This is a genomic window from Sedimentibacter sp. (assembly GCF_032080165.1).
GTDB lineage: Bacteria > Bacillota > Clostridia > Tissierellales > Sedimentibacteraceae > Sedimentibacter.
In genome coordinates this window covers 21,713-43,730 of sequence record NZ_DAMASY010000004.1, presented here as the reverse complement: position 1 = coordinate 43,730, position 22,018 = coordinate 21,713, and the positions used below count along the sequence as shown (strand labels likewise).

General features: G+C 34.2%; 21 protein-coding genes. 17 read left to right on the top strand and 4 right to left on the bottom strand.

Translation table 11 applies throughout. From position 1 onward, the window contains the following. Positions 1–203 precede the first annotated feature (203 nt). The 15 genes from RT412_RS06705 to RT412_RS06635 all read left to right on the top strand — a co-directional run bounded on the left by RT412_RS06705 (position 204) and on the right by RT412_RS06635 (position 17,637). A complete protein-coding gene (locus tag RT412_RS06705; protein WP_313345294.1) occupies positions 204–635 on the top strand; it encodes a 4Fe-4S binding protein in 432 nt (143 codons plus the stop codon). Between the two features lie 9 nt (positions 636–644). Then, entirely contained in the window at positions 645–2,801 is a 2,157-nt protein-coding gene (locus tag RT412_RS06700; RefSeq protein ID WP_313345296.1) for an aldehyde ferredoxin oxidoreductase C-terminal domain-containing protein, read from the top strand. Positions 2,802–2,810: 9 nt separating this feature from the next. Next, positions 2,811–3,017, top strand: a complete 207-nt coding sequence (gene thiS, locus RT412_RS06695; RefSeq protein ID WP_313345299.1) for a sulfur carrier protein ThiS — start codon at positions 2,811–2,813, stop codon at positions 3,015–3,017. A gap of 417 nt (positions 3,018–3,434) precedes the next feature. Next, positions 3,435–6,359 carry a molybdopterin cofactor-binding domain-containing protein gene (locus RT412_RS06690; RefSeq protein ID WP_313345302.1) on the top strand — a complete coding sequence of 975 codons (2,925 nt, stop codon included), beginning with the start codon at positions 3,435–3,437 and terminating at the stop codon, positions 6,357–6,359. Positions 6,360–6,426: 67 nt separating this feature from the next. Continuing rightward, positions 6,427–8,679 carry a pyridine nucleotide-disulfide oxidoreductase/dicluster-binding protein gene (locus RT412_RS06685; protein WP_313345305.1) on the top strand — a complete coding sequence of 751 codons (2,253 nt, stop codon included), beginning with the start codon at positions 6,427–6,429 and terminating at the stop codon, positions 8,677–8,679. A gap of 5 nt (positions 8,680–8,684) precedes the next feature. After that, the gene (locus RT412_RS06680; RefSeq protein WP_179236377.1) at positions 8,685–8,876 is read left to right on the top strand and encodes a DVU_1557 family redox protein; all 192 of its coding nucleotides are present in this window, start codon (positions 8,685–8,687) and stop codon (positions 8,874–8,876) included. A gap of 6 nt (positions 8,877–8,882) precedes the next feature. Further along, the gene (locus RT412_RS06675) at positions 8,883–10,181 is read left to right on the top strand and encodes a DVU_1553 family AMP-dependent CoA ligase (protein WP_313345309.1); all 1,299 of its coding nucleotides are present in this window, start codon (positions 8,883–8,885) and stop codon (positions 10,179–10,181) included. Between the two features lie 81 nt (positions 10,182–10,262). Next, complete coding sequence (locus tag RT412_RS06670; protein ID WP_313345312.1) at positions 10,263–10,715, top strand: DVU_1555 family C-GCAxxG-C-C protein; 453 nt, start codon at positions 10,263–10,265, stop codon at positions 10,713–10,715. Beyond that, the gene (locus RT412_RS06665; RefSeq protein ID WP_313413116.1) at positions 10,678–11,835 is read left to right on the top strand and encodes a DVU_1551 family NTP transferase; all 1,158 of its coding nucleotides are present in this window, start codon (positions 10,678–10,680) and stop codon (positions 11,833–11,835) included. The genes RT412_RS06670 and RT412_RS06665 overlap by 38 nt, the downstream gene beginning before the upstream one ends. Next, positions 11,835–13,151, top strand: a complete 1,317-nt coding sequence (gene trsS, locus RT412_RS06660; RefSeq protein WP_313345318.1) for a radical SAM (seleno)protein TrsS — start codon at positions 11,835–11,837, stop codon at positions 13,149–13,151. Before RT412_RS06665 ends, trsS begins: the two co-directional genes overlap by 1 nt. Before the next feature lie 11 nt (positions 13,152–13,162). Then, a complete protein-coding gene (gene trsM / locus RT412_RS06655) occupies positions 13,163–13,849 on the top strand; it encodes a DVU_1556 family methyltransferase (protein WP_313345321.1) in 687 nt (228 codons plus the stop codon). Positions 13,850–13,986: 137 nt separating this feature from the next. After that, positions 13,987–15,015, top strand: a complete 1,029-nt coding sequence (locus RT412_RS06650; protein WP_313345324.1) for a molybdopterin-binding protein — start codon at positions 13,987–13,989, stop codon at positions 15,013–15,015. Positions 15,016–15,121: 106 nt separating this feature from the next. Continuing rightward, positions 15,122–15,895, top strand: a complete 774-nt coding sequence (gene modA, locus RT412_RS06645; protein WP_313345326.1) for a molybdate ABC transporter substrate-binding protein — start codon at positions 15,122–15,124, stop codon at positions 15,893–15,895. Between the two features lie 11 nt (positions 15,896–15,906). Continuing rightward, on the top strand, positions 15,907–16,587 hold the full coding sequence (modB, locus tag RT412_RS06640) for a molybdate ABC transporter permease subunit (protein ID WP_313345328.1): 681 nt from the start codon (positions 15,907–15,909) through the stop codon (positions 16,585–16,587). Continuing rightward, positions 16,588–17,637 carry a sulfate/molybdate ABC transporter ATP-binding protein gene (locus RT412_RS06635; RefSeq protein WP_313345331.1) on the top strand — a complete coding sequence of 350 codons (1,050 nt, stop codon included), beginning with the start codon at positions 16,588–16,590 and terminating at the stop codon, positions 17,635–17,637. It abuts the gene before it with no gap. Positions 17,638–17,640: 3 nt separating this feature from the next. Here RT412_RS06635 and RT412_RS06630 read toward each other — a convergent pair whose 3' ends face one another. Beyond that, positions 17,641–17,985 (bottom strand): LysR family transcriptional regulator, encoded by a 345-nt coding sequence (locus tag RT412_RS06630; RefSeq protein WP_313345334.1) that lies wholly within the window; start codon positions 17,983–17,985, stop codon positions 17,641–17,643. A gap of 115 nt (positions 17,986–18,100) precedes the next feature. On the opposite strand from RT412_RS06630, the gene RT412_RS06625 reads away from it, so the two are divergent. After that, entirely contained in the window at positions 18,101–18,835 is a 735-nt protein-coding gene (locus tag RT412_RS06625; RefSeq protein ID WP_313345336.1) for a DUF6873 family GME fold protein, read from the top strand. Positions 18,836–18,847: 12 nt separating this feature from the next. Here the strand turns inward: RT412_RS06625 and RT412_RS06620 are convergent, their stop codons facing one another. The 3 genes from RT412_RS06620 to RT412_RS06610 all read right to left on the bottom strand — a co-directional run bounded on the left by RT412_RS06620 (position 18,848) and on the right by RT412_RS06610 (position 20,457). Continuing rightward, entirely contained in the window at positions 18,848–19,456 is a 609-nt protein-coding gene (locus RT412_RS06620; RefSeq protein ID WP_313345339.1) for a hypothetical protein, read from the bottom strand. Positions 19,457–19,470: 14 nt separating this feature from the next. Then, positions 19,471–19,842 carry a helix-turn-helix transcriptional regulator gene (locus RT412_RS06615; RefSeq protein ID WP_312811662.1) on the bottom strand — a complete coding sequence of 124 codons (372 nt, stop codon included), beginning with the start codon at positions 19,840–19,842 and terminating at the stop codon, positions 19,471–19,473. An 87-nt stretch (positions 19,843–19,929) separates the two neighbouring features. Then, positions 19,930–20,457, bottom strand: coding sequence for a VanZ family protein (locus RT412_RS06610; RefSeq protein ID WP_313345343.1), 528 nt, complete (start codon positions 20,455–20,457; stop codon positions 19,930–19,932). Positions 20,458–21,067: 610 nt separating this feature from the next. Here RT412_RS06610 and ytxC point away from each other — a divergent pair. Continuing rightward, positions 21,068–21,904, top strand: coding sequence for a sporulation protein YtxC (ytxC, locus tag RT412_RS06605; RefSeq protein ID WP_313345346.1), 837 nt, complete (start codon positions 21,068–21,070; stop codon positions 21,902–21,904). The last annotated feature ends 114 nt before the right edge of the window (positions 21,905–22,018 follow it).

Genomic DNA, 22,018 nt, shown 5'->3' with positions numbered 1-22,018 from the left:
TAACATATATTTACTGCGTATACAATAATATGAGCTTAAATTGACCGCGCCCAAAAATAACACTAATCGAAAAATATGATACCTCATATATTACTAAACGAAATTGATATATACCAAAAAATTAATTATAATAATATTAATACTTTGTTTTTCAACAATAGACTAATAATCACAATTGAAAATATATTATGGGAGGACGTTATATGAAGTATTTGGCAAAAGAAGATTCGAAGTGTATTCAATGTAAAGCCTGCGAAGAAATATGTTCTACAACTTACTTCAAAGTAAATGACAGAAACAAGTCATGTATTCAAATTAATGAGAAAGATGGAAAACCCGAAATAAACGTTTGTGACCAGTGCGGTGAATGTATAGATATATGTCCTGTAATGGCTATAACAAGAGATAAAAAGGGAGTTGTAAGAATCAATAAGAAAATATGTGTCGGATGCTTCATGTGTGTTGGCTTTTGTTCTAAGCTGTCAATGAGACAGCATGACGACCATATCGAACCCTTTAAATGTATCGCTTGTGATATGTGTTCTAAGGTCTGTCCTACCGGTGCAATTTATATATCTGAAAAAGATGATTCAGAAGCTTTAGAAATGCCGTTAGAAAAAATTTTTAATAAGTAGGAGGACGCCATGGATATAAAAACTTTAAAAAATAATCACAAACTGTTAAAAGAATATAAATATGAACTGGGCAAAGTAGACAAGGGTTATGCCAACAGAACATTATATGTAAATATTTCTGATAACACTATTAAAGAAAAGACTGTTACACAAATGATGAAGGATAAGTTTGTAGGCGGAAAGGGATTTGGATTATGGTATCTGTGGAATGCAGTAACACCTAAAACTAAGTGGAACGACCCTGAAAATGAGATAGTAATAGCAGGCGGTCCTGTTTGTGGTATTACGCAATATGCCGGTACAGGCAAATCCTTAGTATGCAGCTTATCTCCTTTGACAGATATACCCATAGATTCAAACGTGGGCGGTTTTTTTGGTCCCTTACTGAAATTCTCCGGCTTTGATGCTTTGGAAATACAAGGTAAGGCAGAAAAGGATGTAATAGTTTTTATAGATGGAAATACAGGTGTTGTTACAATAGAAGAAGCACCTCTTGAAGCTGTTGACGGACACGTATTGGGTGAACAGTTAACGGAAATGTATGCTGATAATGAAGCGGATAAAAGAAATGTTGCGGTTGTTACAGCAGGCACAGGTGCGGAGCATTCTCGTCTTGGACTATTAAACTTCACATTTTATGATCCCCGAAGAAAGGTTACAAGATTAAAGCAAGCGGGAAGAGGCGGAATAGGAACAGTTTTCAGGAATAAAAAAATAAAGGCGTTAATAGTTAAATTCAGCAATGTAAAAGGTGATTTAAACAATCCGTTCGATCAAGCTATAATAAACAAGACAGGTATTAAATATCATAAGGAAATACATGATCTTGACAGTAAGCAAAATGGCATGAGAAAAATAGGAACAGCGAACATAATTGAAGTAATGGACGAGTATGATTTGCTTCCTGTTAAGAACTATCAGTACGGTATGCACCCTGATACTCAAAATATAAAATCAACTGTGTTTATAGAAAAATATATAACCCAAGGTGTTCAGGACGGATGTTGGTATGGATGCTCAATGGCATGTGCAAAGGCAGCCGATAACTTTGAATTAAAAACAGGTCCATATAAGGGACAAAAGGTAACTGTTGACGGACCGGAATATGAAAATGCCGCAGGGTTAGGTTCAAACTGTGGAATCTTTGACCCGGAAGGAATTTTAGAGCTTAACTTTTATTGCGACACATACGCTATTGATACTATTTCCTTTGGTACAGCTACGGCATTTGCAATGGAGTGCTATGAAAGAGGTTTTATAAACAAAGAAATAACAGGCGGCATGGAATTAAACTTCGGAAACTTTGAAGCTGCAGCAGAACTGTTGCATCAGATGTCAAGAGGAGAAGGCTTCGGTGTTACGGTGGGTCAGGGAATTAATAGAATGAAGAAGTTGTTTGCTGAAAAATACGGTGCAGATCCTGATTTCTTATTTGACATAGGTATGGAACAAAAAGGCTTGGAATATTCAGAATACGGTTCAAAAGAATCATTGGCACAGCAAGGTGGCTACGGCTTAACCAACAAGGGTCCACAGCACGATGAAGCATGGCTGATATTCATGGATATGGTTAACAACCAAATTCCGACTTTTGAAGATAAGGCAGAAGCACTTCATTACTTCCCGATGTTCAGAACATGGTTCGGACTATATGGATTATGTAAGCTGCCTTGGAATGATATTGTTCCGGCTGACAATAAATATACTTCGGAGCCTGCAAAAGTTCCTGAACACGTTCAAAACTATTTAGACGTGGTATATGGTGTTACAGGTAAAAGATTAAGTGTTGCCGATATGATTAAGGAGTCTGAAAGAGTATATAACTTCCAGAAAATATTCTGTATCAGAATGGGCAAGGGCTTAAGAGCCAATGACAGAACACCGTACCGCTCAATGGGTCCGGTTACCAAGGAAGAATATGAATCAAGACAGGAAAGATATGACAGCCAATTAAAAGAAAAAGTAGGATATGACCCTGAATGCAAATCAACTGAAGAAAAAATGGCTGTTCTCAGAAAGTACAGAGAAAATCAATATGAATTGCTGATGGATGCCGTTTACAAAAGAAGAGGATGGAATTCCAATGCCGTACCTACATTAGAGCATTTAAAATATCTGGATATGGAATTCCCTGAATTGATAGAAGTTATACAAGATTTGCAGTAAATTCAAGGAGTGATTTTTATCATTAAGTTAAACAACAGAGATTTTCAGTGGGAAGAAGGAATGACCGTTGAAGATATCATGAAAATAAAGAAATTTTCATACTCAAGAATCATAGTTAAGGTTAATGACAAGCATATAGAGCAGGAAGATTATGCCAAAACAGTTGTTAATGACGGAGACGACGTTAAGATGATTCACCTGTTAGCAGGAGGTTAATGAAAACAATCGAAAGATGTCAGCAAAAATGAATTGAATATGGAAAAATGATAGGACAATGTACATTGTTCTATTATTTATATTGGACTTACAGTATAAGCGACCGGCACCAAATCGGAAGATTTGATGTCGGTCGCTTATCATTTATATATATAAAAATACAATGAAATGAGCAGATATATAAAAAAGGATAAAGTTGAACCCATATTTTATAGTTCTTTTACTTTACAAATGTATAAGTAAAATTGGAACGAATTGACATTTAGAAAAAATATCGGCAGAAGTAATACGAATAGAAAATTATGTTCAACAATAAAAACTAATAAAAATTGAAATGCTTTGTTAATTTATATATAATTTATAATATATAAGTGTTTACGTTTTCCTTTAATAAATCTAAAAAATATGGGGGTTTATATGAAGCTAAGAAAAATGTGGTTAAACGTCAATGGTGCAAACAGGATGTTTATTTGCAATCCTGAAAAAGATTCATTATCTACAATTTTAAGAAGAATGGGGCTCACAGGCACAAAAGTAGGATGTGGTACAGGAGTGTGCGGGTCTTGTTCAGTTGTTCTGGATGGGAAATTAATACGTTCATGTACTAAAAAAATGAAGACTGTAAAAGAATACAGCAAGGTTATTACTATTGAAGGAATCGGAACTCCTAATAATCTTCATCCTATACAGGTTGCCTTTATGAATTGCGGAGCTGTGCAGTGCGGCTTTTGTACTCCCGGTTTCATTGTTTCTTCATACGCATTATTATTAGAGAATAACAATCCAACACGTGAAGAAGTTCGTGACTGGTTCCAGAAACATAGAAATGTATGTCGTTGTACCGGATATGTGCAAATAGTTAATGCAGTAATGGATGCTGCAAAAGTACTGAGAGGAGAAGCATCTGTTGAAGATATAACGGTTCAGATGCCTAAGGACAATGAATATTACGGGAAACCTCTTGTTCGTCCTACTGCTTTATCAAAGGTTTGCGGAGTTGCAGATTATGGTGATGATCAGGAACTTAAAATGCCGGCAGAATCTCTTCATGTAGCTATTGTACAACCAAAAGTTGCTCACCATGCTAAAATATTAAAAATAGACACTTCCGCAGCCGAAAAAATGCCCGGAGTAGTTAAGATTATTACTTCTAAAGAGCTGTTAGAAGCCGGTGGAACAAATATTATGGCTGAAGCACAATTCCATGAAAGAACAACTGTTATGGTTCCGAGCCGTAAGGTATTGTGTGATGAAAAAATTTATCGCTATGGCGATGTTGTGGCTCTTGCAGTTGCAAAAACCAAAGAACAGGCACGTGCAGCAGCAGCTGAAGTAAAAGTTGAAATTGAAAAACTTCCGGAATATTTAAATTATCTTGATGCGGTAATGCCGGATTCAATCAGAGTCCATGAGGATACTCCAAATATTTTCTCGATGCAGCCGGTACTGAAAGGTGTTGGATTAGAAGAAGCGCTAAATGTGAATGATGTTATTGATAATTCGGTTCATAGTGTTTCCGGCAGTTTTTATTCTTCTCGTCAGCCTCACCTGTCTATTGAAGGAACAACCGTACAGGCATATTTTGACGAAGAAGATAACTTGGCTATTCAATGTAAGTCGCAGGGAGTATATTCAACTATCGGACGTATAGGAAACTCTGTCGGTATACCCAAAGATAAAATACGCATAATTATGAACCCAACGGGTGCAAGTTTCGGCTGGTCTACAAATGCAGGGGATGTTTGTCTTGCAGCAGCTGCAGCGGTTGTTACAAAAATGCATGTTGCTTTATCATTGAGTTATGAAGAGCATCAGCATTTCTCAGGAAAGAGATGCCCATGTCATTCTAACGGAAGTGTGGCTTGTGATGAAAACGGAAAAATTACGGCAGCAGAATTTGATTTCGGAATGGATCACGGTGCATATTCGTGGGGTGGCGATGATATAATGACTAAACCTGCGCGTTTTGCATTCTTCCCGTACAATGTTCCCAATGTCGCAGGATTAGTCAGAATAGCAAATACAAATCACAATTTTGGAACTGCTTATAGAAGCTACGGTTCACCACAAGCATATACATTGTCAGAGGCATTGATGGATATGCTTGCAGAAAAAGCGGGTATAGATCCATTTGAATTCAGATATAGAAATATCGCAAGAGAAGGGGAAACAAATATTAACAGTTATCCATTCCGTCAATATCCAATGGAAGAAATGATGAATATCATGAAACCCATTTATGAAAAGGCGGTTGAAGAAGCTAAAAAATATGATACTCCTGAAAAACGCAGAGGCGTTGGTCTTTCATGGGGAGGTTTTAACGTTACTGAAGGAGGAACTGACAGTGCATCTGTAGCAATTGAACTTAATAGTGACAATACATTTACAAAATATGATACGTATCAGGAATTAGGTCAGGGCGGTGATATCGGTTCATTAATGCTTACTCTTGAAGCTTTGAAACCACTAAAAGTAACACCTGAGCAAATCAAACTTGTACAAAACGATACTAAACTTTGTCCGGACAGCGGAATGTCCGGTGCAAGCAGGACTCACTATATGAGTGGTAAAGCAACTATAATAGCTGCTGAAAAACTAATGAATGCAATGAGGAAAGAAGACGGAACTTATCGTACATACGATGAGATGGTTGCTGAAGGGATTGAAACGAAGTATTTTGGTAAATATCAAAATACTTCGGTAGAAGGACTTTGCCGTTTAGACCCTAACACAGGAATAGGTGACCCGACTCCGGCATTTACATATTGCTTAAACTTAGCTGAAGTTGAAGTCGACACAGCCACAGGAAAAACAACAGTAATCCGATTCACTTGTGTAGATGATGTTGGTAAGGTTGGAAATATAGCGGCAGTAAACGGTCAGGCATATGGAGGGATTTCTCACAGCATAGGTTTTGCTTTAAGTGAAAATTATGATGATGTTGTTAAACATTCAAATATGTTAGGAGCAGGTGTTCCATACATCAAAGATGTGCCTGATGTAATAAATGTTATACATTATGAAAGACCTGATGAAATAGGACCATTCGGTTCATCCGGAGCTTCTGAAGCATTCCAGTCTGCAGGACATGTGGCTGTGCTTAATGCTATAAGCAATGCATGCGGAGTACGTATTTATGAAATGCCTGCAACAAAAGAAAAAGTTAAGGCAGGTCTTGATATAATTGCTGCAGGTGGGAAAGTTGAACCACCGAAAAAATATTTCTTAGGTTCTGATTTGTATGATGAACTTGAGAATATTAAAGCAAATCCTGTAAAATTCGGAGGAGACGATTTCTTCATTCCATTAGGTAATGATGCAAATGCAGAAAGATTTTTCTAAAAATATTATTTAATTTCAGGTTCCCGGGCATATTAGCCCGGGAACAAAACTAATAGGTGAGACATGTATGGATATAAAAAAAGAAGATTTTAATGAAAAGATTAAAACTTGTTTGCAGAACGAACCGTCTTTTTGTACAGCAGTCTGTCCATTTCATCTTGATATTCATGATTTTATTCCTAAAATGCAGCGTGGAAGATTTAACGCGGCATACAGAACTTACCTGAATGCTGTTGCCTTTCCAAACATAGTATCAGAATTATGCCATGAACCATGTAAAAAAGTATGTCCGAGAAGTTCGAAAGATGAAGCAGTAAATATGAAGCTGTTGGAAAAAGCAAGCATAAAATTCGCAAGAAATTTAGAGCCAAACAGCTACAACATGCCGTCAAAAAATAAAAAGATTGCAATAATAGGTGCAGGCATAAGCGGTTTAAGCTGCGCTTTACGTCTTGCTTCAAAAAAGTATGATGTTACTGTTTTTGAGAAAACCGGGCGCATTGGCGGGTACCTTTGGAATTTATTAGAATCCGAAATATTTTTAAATGATATAAAGAGACAATTTAAAAACGAAAAATACACATTGTGTTTAAATAAAGAAATTATAAATTTAGAAGAATTAGAAGAATTTGATGCTGTTTATGTCGCTACAGGCAAAGATGGCAGTGATTTTGGATTAAAAAGAAATTTCAATGGAGCCTTTGCAAGCAACATACCCGGAATTTTTATGGGTGGCATGTTGTGCGGCAAAAACATAATAGAGTCCATTGCAGATGGACTTTATGCTGTAAATGCTATTGAAAGATATATCAAAACAGGAAATATGAATCAGGAAGAAGAGAAAAATGATACGAAGATAAAAATAAACACAGATTTTATCACTGAAGCAGAGCCTGTCCTGCCTTCTGATGACGGAACATATACAAGTGAAAGTGCAGTTGAAGAAGCTAAACGCTGTTTGAGGTGTTCATGTGATGCATGTATAAAGCACTGTGATTTAATGAAGTATTATGGAAAATATCCTAAAAGAATTGGTGAAGAGGTTCATATTACAGTCCATCCCGGAACACTTGACGGTAATGGCACTGTGGCTACCCGCCTTATTTCCACATGCAATCAGTGCGGACTTTGTAAGGATGTTTGCCCTGAAAGGATAGATACAGGTGAGTATCTTTTACAGAGTCACAGAGCGATGCGAGAAAAGGGAGCAATGCCATGGGCGTTTCATGATTTCTGGCTCAGGGATATGGAGTTTGCTAACGGAGAAAAGTCGGCTCTTTGTAAAATCCCAAAAGGCTTTGCCAAAAGCAAGTATGCATTTTTCCCCGGATGTCAGTTAGGTGCTTCGGACTACAGATATGTAATAAAAAGCTATGAATATTTGTTAAAGCAAAATCCTGATACTGCCATTATGCTGAATTGCTGTGGTGCTCCGGCAGAATGGGCAGGGGATGAACCGATTCATAGAGGTGTGGTGGAAACAATCAGAAACCACTGGTTAAGTACCGGAAAGCCTACTGTAATATTTGCTTGTACAACCTGCAGACAAATGTTTAATAAATATTTACCTGAAATAAACGGCATTTTTCTTTATGAAATAATGGAAAACGGAAATATTAATATCGATTGTGCAAATGCAAATGAAAAAGCTTCGGTGTTTGATCCTTGCACAAGCCGTGATGAGCCGGCACTGCAAAATTCTGTTCGTGCACTGAGTTCTAAAGCTGGTTTTGAACTTGAGCCCCTTTCGCATGAAGGGAAATATGCAAAGTGCTGCAGCTGGGGAGGTCAGGTTTCGGTTGCAAATCCTTCTTATACCAAGGAAGTAGTTAAAGCAAGACTGTCACAAAGTATCAATCCTTATATAGCATATTGCAGTAATTGCAGAGATATATTTGCTTCTTCTGGAAAAAAAGTTTATCATATTCTTGATATAGTTTTTAATTTAAATGACAGCGACAGAAAGCCGCCTACATTTACGGAAAGAAGAAAAAATAGAGTACTGTTAAAACAAAAAATTATAAAAGATATATTTAATGAGGAAATTATGGAACAAAAAGATAGTAAAACAAAGCTTATTATAGAAGAAGAATTAAAAGATAAACTAAGCAGTGAAATGATACTTGAAACAGAAATTGAAGAAGTTATCGAGCATTGCGAAAGAGAAGGCAGAAAAGTGTTGGATGGTGGAAGCGGCCATTTTATCGGTCATCTCAAAATTGGTACTATGACATATTGGGTTGAGTATGATGTATGCGGAGACCACTGCTTTACGCTTTATAACGCATATGCTCACAGAATGAGTATAGAGGAGAGTTAGCTGATATGACTGAAAAAAAAATAATATGTTTTAAATGCAATAAGGAATTAGTGCCTAAAAAAACATACTTCAATTATCTTGAGCATAGTTTTTTTACTGATATTTTAAGTTGTCCTGACTGCGGGGAAGTATTTATTTCTGAGGAATTAGTCAAGGGACGTATTTCAGAGGTTGAAATGCAATTAGAGGATAAATGATATTATATGAAAGATATTATAAAACGATCTCCGGTGGATTACTGGATTGCTAATAGGCTTGGAATTGAAATAAAAGACCTTACACAGGACAAATTGTTTAATGTGCAATTAGATGCTTTCAGGGAAACAGTAAGATATGTTAAAAGGGAAAGTAAATACTATAAAAAGCTTTTTAATAACATAGAACCTGAAGATATTAAAACAGAAAAGGATATTCAAAACATACCATTAACTTGTGAACAAGACTTCGCAGGAAATGAAAAAGAGTTTTTATGTGTAAGCCAAAGAGAAATAAACAGAGTGGTAACTGTTCATACTACAGGAACGACAGGAAAACAAAAACGAATATATTTTTCTGAAAAAGATCAGCTCAGTACTATTGAATTTATGCGTGTAGGATTCAGCACGATGATTAAGGTTGACGATGTTATGTTAGTTATGATGTCAGGAGGCACAGAAGGAAGCATAGGCAGATCTGTCGAATACGCATTGGACAAGTCAGGTATAAAAACAAATGTATATGGTTCAATAGTTAATGTACATGATGCTTATGAAAATTTGATAAGCTTTAAGCCCAATATTATTGTCGGGATTCCTCACCAGATAGGAGCATTGAGCACATATGGCCAAAAATTTGATAACCCTGAAGCAAAATACATTAACAGCGCCTTATTGAGTGCGGATGACATTCCGGAGTCCCTGAGAAAACGTATCAGCAGTCTATGGAATAGTAAAGTATTCAATCATTATGGAATGACTGAATTTGGTATTGCCGGGGGAGTGGAATGTGAAGGATTTTCCGGTTATCACACCCGTGACTTAGATTTGTATTTTGAAATAATAAATGAGGATAAGAATGGTATAGGTGAAATAGTATTTACAACGCTGAATCGCGAGGGGATGCCTTTAATTCGTTATAAAACAGGTGATATAGGTAAGTTTACAGAAACTGAATGTCCATGCGGCAGTAAACTAAAGCGTATTGAAAGGGTATACGGCAGAAAAAGAAATATAATTAAATTGCTTGATGGCGGAGAACTGCATCTTTCTGAAATAGGCAATGCTGTATTTTATGAAGATAATATTATTGATTATGAATGTATAGTAAGAAATTCGGAGTTAATTATTGAAGTAAAAATTTTTCCGCAGGATGAAGCTGATATAAATATTATATTAAATAAATTAAAACGAATTGATGCTATAGATAATGCATTAAAAAAGGGTTTAGAAATTAAGGTCATTAGTTCATATATTACAGATTTTCCGGAGGACGGTAATAAAAAGAAGACTGTCATTTTTCAATAGATGTATATTGTCACAGAATAATATATCTTGAGGGAGATTTCATGATTTTATATAATAATTCATAATAAGGAAGGAGAATGTATGTTTAATGATTTAGCAATGAAAATTCACAAGCTTTCTACGCAAGGCTACTGCTGCACACAAATTATGTTAAAATTAGCGCTTGATGAAGAAAACAAAGAAAATCAGGATTTAATTAAAAGTGCAAATGGATTTTGTAAAGGATTAGGCGGAAGACAAGGAATATGCGGAGTTCTTTCCGGCGGAATCATGATACTCAGCCTTTATGCAGGAAAGGGAAGCGATGCCGAATATAGTCATAACAATTACGGCAGTATGGTAAATGAATTTATTGATTGGTTTGAAGATGAATTTTTCAGCTTAGAATGCATTGATATTATAGGAGTTAATAACTTTGAAGAAAACAACAATAGTTATATGCTTAAGTGCGGGAACATATTAGTTAAAAGCTATGAAAAGGTTGTTGATATATTAAATGAAAACGATTATGAATTTGGTTACAGAGAAGATTAATAAAACAGGTGCGTTGATAGTTGCCGCCGGTATGTCTTCACGTATGAATGACTTTAAACCATTAATGAAAATCGGCAGATATTCAATGATAGAAAACGCGGTGATTAACTATAAAAATAGTGGAATAGATGAAATAATAATAGTTACCGGCTTTCGTGAGAATGACATTAAAGAAAAATTAACCGGTTATGATGTTAAATTTGTTCATAATAAAGATTATTCAAAAACACAGATGTTTGATTCTGTATGCATTGGGTTAAAAGAATTTGCAGACAATGCGGATATGATATTTATAACACCGGCAGATTGCCCTTTTGTACAAACGTATACACTGAAAAAAATGATGGAAGAAATGAATAATAATGAACTTTATTATATAAGACCATACTATTTGGGAAGAAGTGGACATCCCCTCTTAGTAAGCAATAAATGTGCAGAAATAATTTTAGAACATGATGGTTCAATGGGGTTGAAGGGTGCTGTTAATAAAATTTCAGAAAACTACAAAGACATGTCTTTTGTTGATCCCGGTATTTTATTGGACGCAGATAATCCATCGGAATTTCAAAAATTACTGTCGCATAAAGAAAATATCAAGTACCCATCAATGGATATTTGTAGACAGATATATGATAACTTTAATATAAGTAAAGAAATAAAGTTACACTCCGAAAAAGTAACTGAAGTTGCATTATCTATTTATGATATGATGTATAAGCGCGGAATAATTTTAAATAAGGATCTCATTGTTGCGGCAAGTATGCTTCACGATATTGCCAAGGGCGAGAAAAAACATGATATTGTAGCAGCACAATGGATAAGAGAAATGGGTTATAAGGAAGTTTCTGATATTATAGAAGAGCATATGCACCTCCGTGATTATAACGATGAAATAACAGAAAAGGAAGTTGTGTATTTGGCAGATAAGCTGGTTGCAGGTGATAGGTTAGTAACTATTGAGCAAAGATTCACAGCAAAAGAAGAGCTATATGCTAATGATCCTGATGTGCTTAAAATTATAAAGGGAAGAAAAGAACTGGCAATGAAATGTTATAGCATGATATATAAGCAGGAAGAAAATAATATATGTGCAACAGAAACAAGTCTGGAGGAAAAGTAATGACTGACAAAACTATTAGTCTTTGCCCGATATGTTTAAAACGTATAGAAGCAACATACATAGAAAAAAGTGACACTATATTTCTTTATAAAAATTGTAAAGAACATGGGGATTTTCTTACTCCTGTATGGAGAGGGTATCCTTCGTTAGATAAGTGGGTTAAAAATTCATCGGAAATAGAAAACAGCAATAATAATTGTCCTGATATGTGTGGATTGTGTGAATACCATGGAAACAAAACCTGTTGCACAATACTTAATGTAACTGACAAATGCAATCTTAAATGCAATTTTTGCTTTGCAGGCGAATTAACTCAAAGGGAGCCATCTTATGATTACATAAAAAAATGCTTAGATGATATGGCTGACAAAAAAATTACACATATTCATTTTAGCGGGGGAGAGCCTACAACTCGCAATGATATACCTGAACTGGCTAAATATGCAGTAAGTAAGGGATTTAAATATATACAGCTTAATACTAACGGATTAAGAATAGCACGTGATGAATCATATGCTAAGGAGCTGGCTGATGCGGGTATAAGTGCTGTATTCCTTCAATTCGACTCAACAGATGATGATATTAATAAGACTATCAGAGGAGTTCCATTATTAGCTGAAAAGATTAAGGCTATAGAGAATTGCGATAAAGCATATCTTGGAGTCGTACTGGTACCTACACTGATACCGGGCGTAAATACTGATAACATTGGCGATATAATAAAGTTTGGTATAGACTATATTCCTGCAGTCAGAGGTATTCATTTTCAACCGGTAACTTATGTCGGTAAATATCCGGAAGATCCTGAAAATTCTAATCGAATTACAATTCCGGAGGTTTTAAGAGCAATAGAAAAGCAAACAGAAGGAATGATAAAAGCAGAACAGTTTACCCCTTCAAGCTGTTACCATCCTATGTGTAGTTTTCATGCTGAGTTTGTTTATGATAATGAAAGGCTGATGCCCTTGCTTAAAAAACAATCAGGCAGCTGCTGCTCAGCAGATGATGTACCAAGTAACGCAGTAAGAAAAAACCAAAACTTTTTAAATCAGAAATGGACTCGCCCAGGTGAATGTGAATGTGAATGTGAATGTGAATGTTCAGGAGATAAAATGTCTATGGATGGTTTCTTGAGTTATATGAAAAATAAAAGTTTTACAATTAGTTCAAAAGCTTTCCAAGATGAATACAATATAGATTTAAACAGATTGAAAAGATGTTCGCTGCATGTTTATGATAATGGAAAACTGATACCGTTTTGCGCAGAATATACATATCATAAGAATCAAAAATTATTTAACTTTCTTGACGGATGATAGGAGGCATTATGAATTTATATGAAAGTGATGCTTTGAAAAATGCAATTGGAGATGCATTGAGACCGGGCGGATTTCAGCTTACTGACAGATCGTTGGATTTCTGTAAATTTCAGTCAGGAGATATGTTGCTGGACTTAGGATGCGGAAGAGGAGCTACAATAAATTATATTAATAGCAATTATGACTATAAAATTTGCGGGTTAGATATCTCGGAGAAGTTAATTTCTTATGCAAGAAGTATTAATAAAGACAATGAAATTATATTATCATCTGCTGATAATATATTGTATGAAAATGAATTTTTTCATGGTGTGATAGCAGAATGCACATTATCATTGATGGAAGGTATTCAAGAAGTGTTTAAAGAAGTTAACAGGGTATTAAAAAAGAATGGTTACTTTATAATTACTGACGTTTATGCAAAAAATACAGAATATTTAGAAGAACTTAAAAGATTTGAACTAAATACATGTTTAAAAAACCCTCTCGACTTAAACATACTAAAGGAGTTTCTTTCAAACAGCGGGTTTAATGTCGTATTAGAGGAAAGACATGATAATATGATTATACAGCTTGTAGCAGATATTATTTTTAATGGATGCAGCACAGCCAGTCTTTGTATTGACAGAAAAATGAAAGACCTGCTGATAAAATCTAAAATAGGATATATGTTAATGATTGCACAAAAGAGGTAAACATTGTATAATGATATAAAAGAAAATTTGGATTAAGGAAATGAGTTACCGGATTCTTTTAAATAGCGTTATATTTTTAAAAGCATAATGAGTAGAGACAATACATTTTTAAATATTAGTATTATTCAGGAGGGAAAATGAAATTAATAAAAACAGTTGATGCAGTCGGTCACGTTCTATGCCATGATATAACACAAATAATTAAGGATGTAAAAAAAGATATTGTTTTTAAAAAGGGTCATGTAATTAAAAAAGAAGATATTCCTGTTTTGTTATCTGTAGGTAAAGAAAATTTATATATATGGGAAAAACAAGAGGGGATGCTGCATGAAAATGAAGCTGCAGAAATACTTTGTAATATATGCAAAAATGATTATATGAAAGCAACCCCTGTTAAAGAAGGAAAAATTGAATTAATTGCGGAAATTGATGGCTTATTTAAATTAGATATTGAAAAATTATATAAATTAAACAGTCTTGGAGATATTATGATTGCTGCAAGACATGGTAATACGGCAGTTAAAAAAGGAGATAAGCTGGCCGGAACTCGTGTTATACCACTTATTATAGACGAAGAAAAGATGAATAAAGCTAAAAAGGTCGGCGGTAATCAATCATTGATGGAAATAAAGCCCTTTAAACATAAAAAGGTAGGTATAGTAACAACCGGCTCTGAAGTATTTAAAGGCAGAATAAAGGACACATTTGGCCCTGTTGTTATTGATAAATTTAATGAATTTGATTCCGAAATAATAGGGCAAACAATAGTTGATGATAATAAGGATGAAATTACTGCTTCGATTATTTCCTTTATAGAAAAAGGAGCAGACATAGTCGTATGTACAGGAGGCATGAGTGTTGACCCCGATGATTTAACACCGGGGGCCATAAAAAATACGGGAGCTGAAATTATAACGTACGGTGCACCTGTTCTTCCGGGAGCTATGCTTTTAATTTCTTATTACAGTGAGAAAAAAATACCCGTCATAGGACTTCCGGGTTGCGTAATGTATTCTAAACGAACTATTTTTGATATAATATTACCTCGAATAATGGCAGATGAGGTATTAACTTCATCTGATATAAGCAGGCTTGGCCCGGGTGGTTTGTGTTTAAACTGCAACGTTTGCACATTTCCTAACTGCGGATTTGGCAAAGGCTGCTAAATATTAGAATAACTCCACTCAATATAAGTTGAGTTTTGTTTGACTATCGTTATATTTTTATAAGTGTAACGTTAAAATAAAAAAATATTACAAGAGGAGTTGTAAAATGAAAAAAATTTTATGTTTGCTTTTAGTTATTATTTCAACACTTTTTTTAATTAGCTGTAGTGACACACAAGATGTAGAATCGGATACTACAATACTTGTTTCAGCTGCTGCAAGCTTAAAAAATTGCATGGAAAATGATTTGATTCCCATGTTTGAACAAAAGAATTCCAATATAAAAATTAATGCTACATATGACAGCTCGGGTAAGCTGCAAGCGCAAATAGAGGAAGGAGCAGATGTGGATGTATTTATGTCTGCTGCCGAAAAGCAAATGAATGCATTACATGAAAAGGATTTAATAGTTGAGAATTCTGTTGTACCTTTATTGGAAAATGAGTTGGTTCTGATAGTACCCAAGGGAAATGAAAAGAGTATAAAGGATTTCGATGATATGCTTAATGCAGAGATTATTGCTGTAGGCGATCCCGAAAGTGTTCCTGCAGGACAATATTCCAAGGAATTATTAGAGAATTTAGGTTTATGGGATGAGGTATCAGAAAAATCAAGCTTAGGAACTAATGTTACGGAGGTTTTGAACTGGGTAGCAGAAGGAAGTGCTGATGCAGGAATTGTTTATGCAACCGATGCAATCTCTAATGATAAGGTTGAAGTTGTTTTAGCAGCACCCGAAGGAAGCGTATCAAAAGTAATTTACCCCGTAGGTATTATAAAAGCAACAACTAAATTGGATTCCGCAAAATTCTTTGTTGAATTTTTGCAAAGCAGCGAAGCAAAAGAAATATTTGTAAAATATGGCTTTAAGCCTAATTAGTGAGTAGTTATATGAATTTATCTCCAATATTGATTTCAATAAAGACAGCTTCCATATCAATAATTGTGACATTTTTTCTTGGAATTTTCATTGCAAAATTAGTTGCTGATATGAAGTATGGAAAATTAAAAATTCTAATTGACGGAATTCTTACGTTACCGCTGGTCCTGCCTCCGACAGTTGTCGGATTTTTCCTGCTGTTTATTTTTGGTGTCAAGAGACCGATAGGAATGTTTTTGTTGGAATTTTTAAGCATTAAAATAGTATTTTCCTGGACTTCAACAGTTATTGCCTCCGTTATTGTTTCTTTTCCGTTGATGTACCGTTCTGCCCGGGGAGCTTTTGAACAGGTTGATAAGGATTTAATATTGACAGGAAGAACTCTGGGCATGACTGAAAGAAAAATATTTTGGAGAGTTATAATGCCAAATGCTCTGCCGGGTGTTGCATCCGGCGGCATTTTAGCATTTGCGAGAGGTCTCGGTGAATTTGGAGCAACAGCCATGATAGCCGGAAACATTGCCGATAAAACGAGAACATTGCCCCTTGCCATATATTCCGAGGTTGCCTCCGGCAATATGGAGGGTGCTTATTCATATGTATTGGTAGTTATCGTAGTGTCCTTTGTTGTTCTGTCTTTAATGAACTATTTTATTATGAAGCAAAATAAATATTCAAATAAAGGTGTATAGATGAGTTTATCAGTATCAATAAAGAAAAAGTTCAAGGATTTTAATTTAGACGTGAATTTTGAAAACGACGGCGATTATTTTGGTATATTGGGTCCTTCGGGCAGCGGTAAAAGCATGACCTTAAAATGTATAGCCGGATTGGAAACTCCCGATGAAGGCCGTATAATATTCAATGACAGGGTTTTGTTTGATTCTCAGAAAAATATTAATATAAAACCTCAGGACAGAAAGATTGGGTACCTGTTTCAAAGCTATGCATTGTTTCCTAATATGACTGCTGAGCAAAACATAGCCTGCGGTTTAAAAAGCTCTAAAGAGGATAAGAAAATAAAAATAAGAAAGATGCTTGAATTGTTTCATCTTGACGGAATAGAAAGAAAATACCCGTCCCAGTTGTCGGGAGGACAGCAGCAAAGAGTTGCCTTAGCCCGCATTTTTGCCTATGAGCCGGAAGTATTATTGCTTGATGAGCCTTTTTCCGCATTGGATTCGCACCTGAAGGAGGAGCTTCAAACAGAGGTTTTTGAGTTTTTAAAGCTGTATAAAGGTCATGTGCTGATGGTTACGCATCAAAGGGATGAAGTTTATAAATTTTGTAAAAACCTTGCGGTGCTAAATAAAGGTAAATCAATCATATACGGAGATACCAAAACAATATTTAATGAACCAAGAACGGTTGAAGCTGCGAAAATAATCGGCTGCAACAATATTTCATCATGCCGCGTTATTTCTCCGGGACAAATTTTCGTTAATGATTGGGATATTGTGCTGCAAACAGAAAAAAAGATGCCCGATAATATAACACATATAGGTATCAGAGCTCATAGCTTTAAAATTGTGGATAATAATAACGAACAAAATACTATGGATTGCGAAATTATTAATATAACAGACGAACTGTTTGAGTACAGCATAGTTTTTAAAAACAGAACTTCAGAAAACAGTAAAAAATTAATTTATAAAGTAAAAAAGAACGAATGGGACAGCAGAGCAAATAATAATAAGCTTTTTCTACAAATTCCCGAAGAATCAATATTTATACTTACTTAATAATTAAAGGAATTCCTTGAAATATTCATCGAATATTTCAGTGGCCTTGCTTTTTACTTCATTTTCATATGCTTCATATTTTTCTAAAAATTCAATACATTTTGGGGTTAAGCTCGAACCGCCTCCGCCTAAGCCGCCGATTTTCCTTTCCAAAAGCTTAAAGCCAAGGTTTTTTTCTGATCCCCTTATCATTCTCAATGCCTTTGTATAGGATAAATCCATTTGCTTGCAGGCAGCATTCAATGAATCATATTCATTAGTCAATTTAAGCAGAGTTCTCACTCCCGGTCCGAAAAATATTTCTTCCTTTGCCAACCGTATTTGTAATATGTAATGTAAATTATCCATAATCATCCTCCAATTAAATATATAATACCAAAAATTTAAATAAAATGATATAATAAAATTGTCATTTTGAGATTAAGTGAAGAATCTTATTGACAAACTGTAAACAGGAGCTTTTATGAATCCGTATATTTTGCCGAGGACACCACGCTTTGTAATTATTGATTACAGGGCAAGTAATGAAATAATAAATTATTTGAAAAAATTAAACATAGTTCCTATCAAGACAATTAAATGCAATGAATTGCAGGAGCCCGTAGACGGACACCCCGATATGGTCATACATCCCATAGATTATAAAAATTTTGTAGTTGCGCCAAATGTATATGACTACTACAAAACTGCTTTAAATAATACCGGAATAAAACTCATTAAAGGCAGCATAACTCTAAGCATAAATTATCCCGGAGACATACCATACAATGCAGCAAGAATAAGCAAATATGCCGTACACAATATTAAGCATACAGATGAAGTATTAAAGCATTATTTGGAAAAAGCAGGAATTGAATTCATTCATGTACCACAAGGATATTCTAAATGCTCAACAACCGCCCTAAACGACAATACGGCCTTAACATCAGATGCATCCATATATGAAAAACTTACATCATACAATATAAATTGTTTGTATATAAATCCGGAGGTTATCTTATTAAATGGTTACAATCATGGATTTATCGGCGGATGTACAGGCTTGATTGATGATAAAACATTCTTATCAACAGGAAAAATATGCGACAAAAATATTGCAGACACAATAAAAGAATTTATCATGTCTGCAGGTTATACATATAATGAAGCGTCAAATGAGCAAATAACAGATTTAGGCACAATTATACCGATTGTTTAAGTCACACGTTTATCATGCTATTTCATCAAGACGTGCTTTGATACGATTAACTTCGTTTTCAAGGATTGTTAACCTTATAAGTAATAATTCTTTTTCATTTTCAATTTTTAATGCATTGTCTAGTTTATTATTTAAATCACGATGTCCCTCGGCGATTATTCTGATATTTTTATTCGTCTCGTTTTCCAGAGTCATTTTAACGTCCTTAATATCAGATTTCATAATCGTGATTTCGGAATGTACTTCATCAAAACCATTTTGCATTTTACCATTCATGTCATTCATGTCGGACTTCACACCTTTAATGTCGGATTTCATGTCATTCATGCCGGACTTCATGCCCTCAATGTCGGATTTCATGTCATTCATGCCGGACTTCATGCCCTCAATGTCGGATTTCATGTCATTCATGCCGGACTTCATGCCCTCAATGTCAGATTTCATGTCATTCATGCCGGACTTCACGCCTTCAATGTCGGATTTCATGTCATTTATGTCAGTTTTCATGCCACTCATATCAGACTTAATTTCTTTAATTTCAGAATGTACTGTTACGAAACCATTCTGCATTTTTTCATTCATTTCGGTTATTGACTGAAGTATTTGTTTGCTGTTATCCATTTGTTCACATCTCCTTATTTAATAATAGTTCGGTCGGATTCATTGTATTCTGTCGGATTTTCAGCAACATTTTCAATAAGTTTTAAATTAAAGCCCAAGGTTAAACGCACTATGTTTTGTTTATTGAAATCTGCCTTGTCATATGCCTGAGCTATATTAATAGCTTCAGGAGATAGAAAATCTTTTGGGTCTTTCGTACCCAATAAATAATTTGCTGAAACATCAAGAACATTACATATCAATTCTATAGTGTAGGGGTCAGGTCTGTTCTTATCATTTTCCCAATCACTGACAGAATTATGCTTTGCTCCAATTGCATCTGCTAGATTCTTTTGAGTATAATTTTTATTTTTTCTTGCTAATTTTAACTTTTGTCCAAAAGTCATTATATTTACCTCATAATTAATTATAAATATATAATACCACAGCGTATCGAATTTGTAAATAAAAAGTTTCGGAAAAATCGAAAATAATTATTGATTCGTCTTAAGTAAATTTAATAATGTATTTATCAATGGCTTAAAAGCTAAATATAGTAAATAGCCGATGATTCCGCCAATCGTGTTTGTAATTAAATCTGTTACATCAGAGGATCTAAAACCATTAATCAAGGGTTGAACCAATTCAATACTCAAGCTGAACAAAAATGTTAATAATGCGCAAGAAAATATATTCTGCTTTTTTACTATAGGAATTATAAAGCCGAATGGTATCATCAAAATTACATTTAGTAAAATTTGTTGTGCCGCATATGCTCTGCCTGAAAAATAGTCGTCAAAAGCCAGCATATTCATTGGTATATAAGCATGGTCAAAAATAAACGGAAGTGAAAGAATTACAGGCATTAAGGTTACATAGAGGACCAAAGCTATATATACATACAAAAGTGTATTTACAAGCAGCATGTCCTTCCCTTTGGATTTCCACTTTTTAAAAAGAAAAACAGCATATATTATAATCAGTGCAATAATATCAGTAAGGTATTTAATGTAATTGTTCATCGTTGTTCCTTTGATCTATAGAAAATATTCACACAATAGCTTAAATTTATCCTGTGCAGCTCCGCAGGTTTCTTCCAGATAACCTTTATTATTTCAAAATTATATTACCATATTTTGTTGAATTTATCTACAAAATAATTATTTAAATGTTTTAATGTTCGACGGAATAAAACTTATTAAAGGTGGAAAAACTCTAAGTAGAAACTATCCCGAGGATATAGCATATAATGTAAGCAAGAATAGGGAGATATGCTGTACATAACCTGCAGCATACAGACCAAGGTTTAAAATATTATTTGGAAGAAGCATACATTGAATTGATTCATGTAGATATACATGAAAAATCTCACATCATATAATATAACTTGTTTGTATATAAATCCGTCTTGACAAATTTTTCAATCATGGATTTATTGGTGGATGTACAGATTTAATTAATGAAAAAATATTCTTATCAAAAGGAAAAATCATTGATAAGAATATTTTATACACATTAATAGAATTTATCCGGTCCGCAGGGTATATTTATGATGAAGCTTCAAATGAGCAAATAATATATGGTATCTCTGATATCAATAATTTGACCTCCCTTAAAGAGAGGAGTGACTTAATGGAGCTTTTATCGTTAGAGTTAAATGAAAATGAAAATCATGAAGTATTTAATAATATTAAAATAATCACCAATTTAGATGAAAGTGATATAAATATAGAAATATCATCCACTGAGGAAGGAAACATAAGATTAAGATATTTTACGGACAACAGAATAAACAAAAGGGAATATATTGAAAAGATAATAGGAAAGATAACTAAATTGTTAATCGAATACACAAAGTTAGAAAGTATTAACATATTGAAAGAAAGCTATTTTTATTTTGATGAGGATGAAGTTGGCACTATTATTTCCGATATTGAAAATGAAATTGATAATGATGTAAAAATTAAGCTTATTATTAAAAATAAATTTAAAGAAATATTAGAGCGCTCAAACCTGATAAATTTAAACGGCTTTATAAATTTCAGGTTGAAATTTATAAAATTATATGCGGCGCAAGTGGTTGAAAGATGTATTGACAGCTATCTTATGAAAAAGGAATACATGGATTTTATAAGTATAATTAAACTGATTTCTGAGACAGAAGATGTAGAATATGACTTAGTCAATGTTATGTACACAAACAATAAAATTCAGGTATATGATAAAAATATGAAAAAGCTGACTTATATAAGTAATATGGAATTATCAAGTGACTTGGTCAATAAGGTGGCATATGATGAATCAGTCATTAATATATTGTTAAATGTATCACCTAAAAAAATAATACTACATGAAAAAAAATTAGATAAGAAAAATAAAGAAGCTCAAAATACAATAGAAATTATAAAGAAGATTTTTGAAGGCAAAATTGAAATGTGTAAAGGGTGCAAGTATTGTGACCTGCTTTAAGCAGATGACCCAAATCTCTGATTTGGTGTCAGTCGCTTATACTGTAAGTGCAATATAAGGGTGTTCTAGTGACACCCGTTTTAATACACATAAATTGGGTATATAAACAATATT

Excerpts from the sequence above, each read along its gene's own strand:
- RT412_RS06705 (WP_313345294.1), top strand. The coding sequence starts at position 204 with ATGAAGTATTTGGCAAAAGAAGATTCGAAGTGTATTCAATGTAAAGCC.
- RT412_RS06700 (WP_313345296.1), top strand. The coding sequence starts at position 645 with ATGGATATAAAAACTTTAAAAAATAATCACAAACTGTTAAAAGAATAT.
- RT412_RS06690 (WP_313345302.1), top strand. The coding sequence starts at position 3,435 with ATGAAGCTAAGAAAAATGTGGTTAAACGTCAATGGTGCAAACAGGATG.
- RT412_RS06685 (WP_313345305.1), top strand. The coding sequence starts at position 6,427 with ATGGATATAAAAAAAGAAGATTTTAATGAAAAGATTAAAACTTGTTTG.
- RT412_RS06680 (WP_179236377.1), top strand. The coding sequence starts at position 8,685 with ATGACTGAAAAAAAAATAATATGTTTTAAATGCAATAAGGAATTAGTG.
- RT412_RS06675 (WP_313345309.1), top strand. The coding sequence starts at position 8,883 with ATGAAAGATATTATAAAACGATCTCCGGTGGATTACTGGATTGCTAAT.
- RT412_RS06670 (WP_313345312.1), top strand. The coding sequence starts at position 10,263 with ATGTTTAATGATTTAGCAATGAAAATTCACAAGCTTTCTACGCAAGGC.
- RT412_RS06665 (WP_313413116.1), top strand. The coding sequence starts at position 10,678 with ATGAAAACGATTATGAATTTGGTTACAGAGAAGATTAATAAAACAGGT.
- trsS (WP_313345318.1), top strand. The coding sequence starts at position 11,835 with ATGACTGACAAAACTATTAGTCTTTGCCCGATATGTTTAAAACGTATA.
- trsM (WP_313345321.1), top strand. The coding sequence starts at position 13,163 with ATGAATTTATATGAAAGTGATGCTTTGAAAAATGCAATTGGAGATGCA.
- RT412_RS06650 (WP_313345324.1), top strand. The coding sequence starts at position 13,987 with ATGAAATTAATAAAAACAGTTGATGCAGTCGGTCACGTTCTATGCCAT.
- modA (WP_313345326.1), top strand. The coding sequence starts at position 15,122 with ATGAAAAAAATTTTATGTTTGCTTTTAGTTATTATTTCAACACTTTTT.
- modB (WP_313345328.1), top strand. The coding sequence starts at position 15,907 with ATGAATTTATCTCCAATATTGATTTCAATAAAGACAGCTTCCATATCA.
- RT412_RS06635 (WP_313345331.1), top strand. The coding sequence starts at position 16,588 with ATGAGTTTATCAGTATCAATAAAGAAAAAGTTCAAGGATTTTAATTTA.
- RT412_RS06630 (WP_313345334.1), bottom strand. The coding sequence starts at position 17,985 with ATGGATAATTTACATTACATATTACAAATACGGTTGGCAAAGGAAGAA.
- RT412_RS06625 (WP_313345336.1), top strand. The coding sequence starts at position 18,101 with ATGAATCCGTATATTTTGCCGAGGACACCACGCTTTGTAATTATTGAT.
- RT412_RS06620 (WP_313345339.1), bottom strand. The coding sequence starts at position 19,456 with ATGGATAACAGCAAACAAATACTTCAGTCAATAACCGAAATGAATGAA.
- RT412_RS06615 (WP_312811662.1), bottom strand. The coding sequence starts at position 19,842 with ATGACTTTTGGACAAAAGTTAAAATTAGCAAGAAAAAATAAAAATTAT.
- RT412_RS06610 (WP_313345343.1), bottom strand. The coding sequence starts at position 20,457 with ATGAACAATTACATTAAATACCTTACTGATATTATTGCACTGATTATA.
- ytxC (WP_313345346.1), top strand. The coding sequence starts at position 21,068 with ATGGAGCTTTTATCGTTAGAGTTAAATGAAAATGAAAATCATGAAGTA.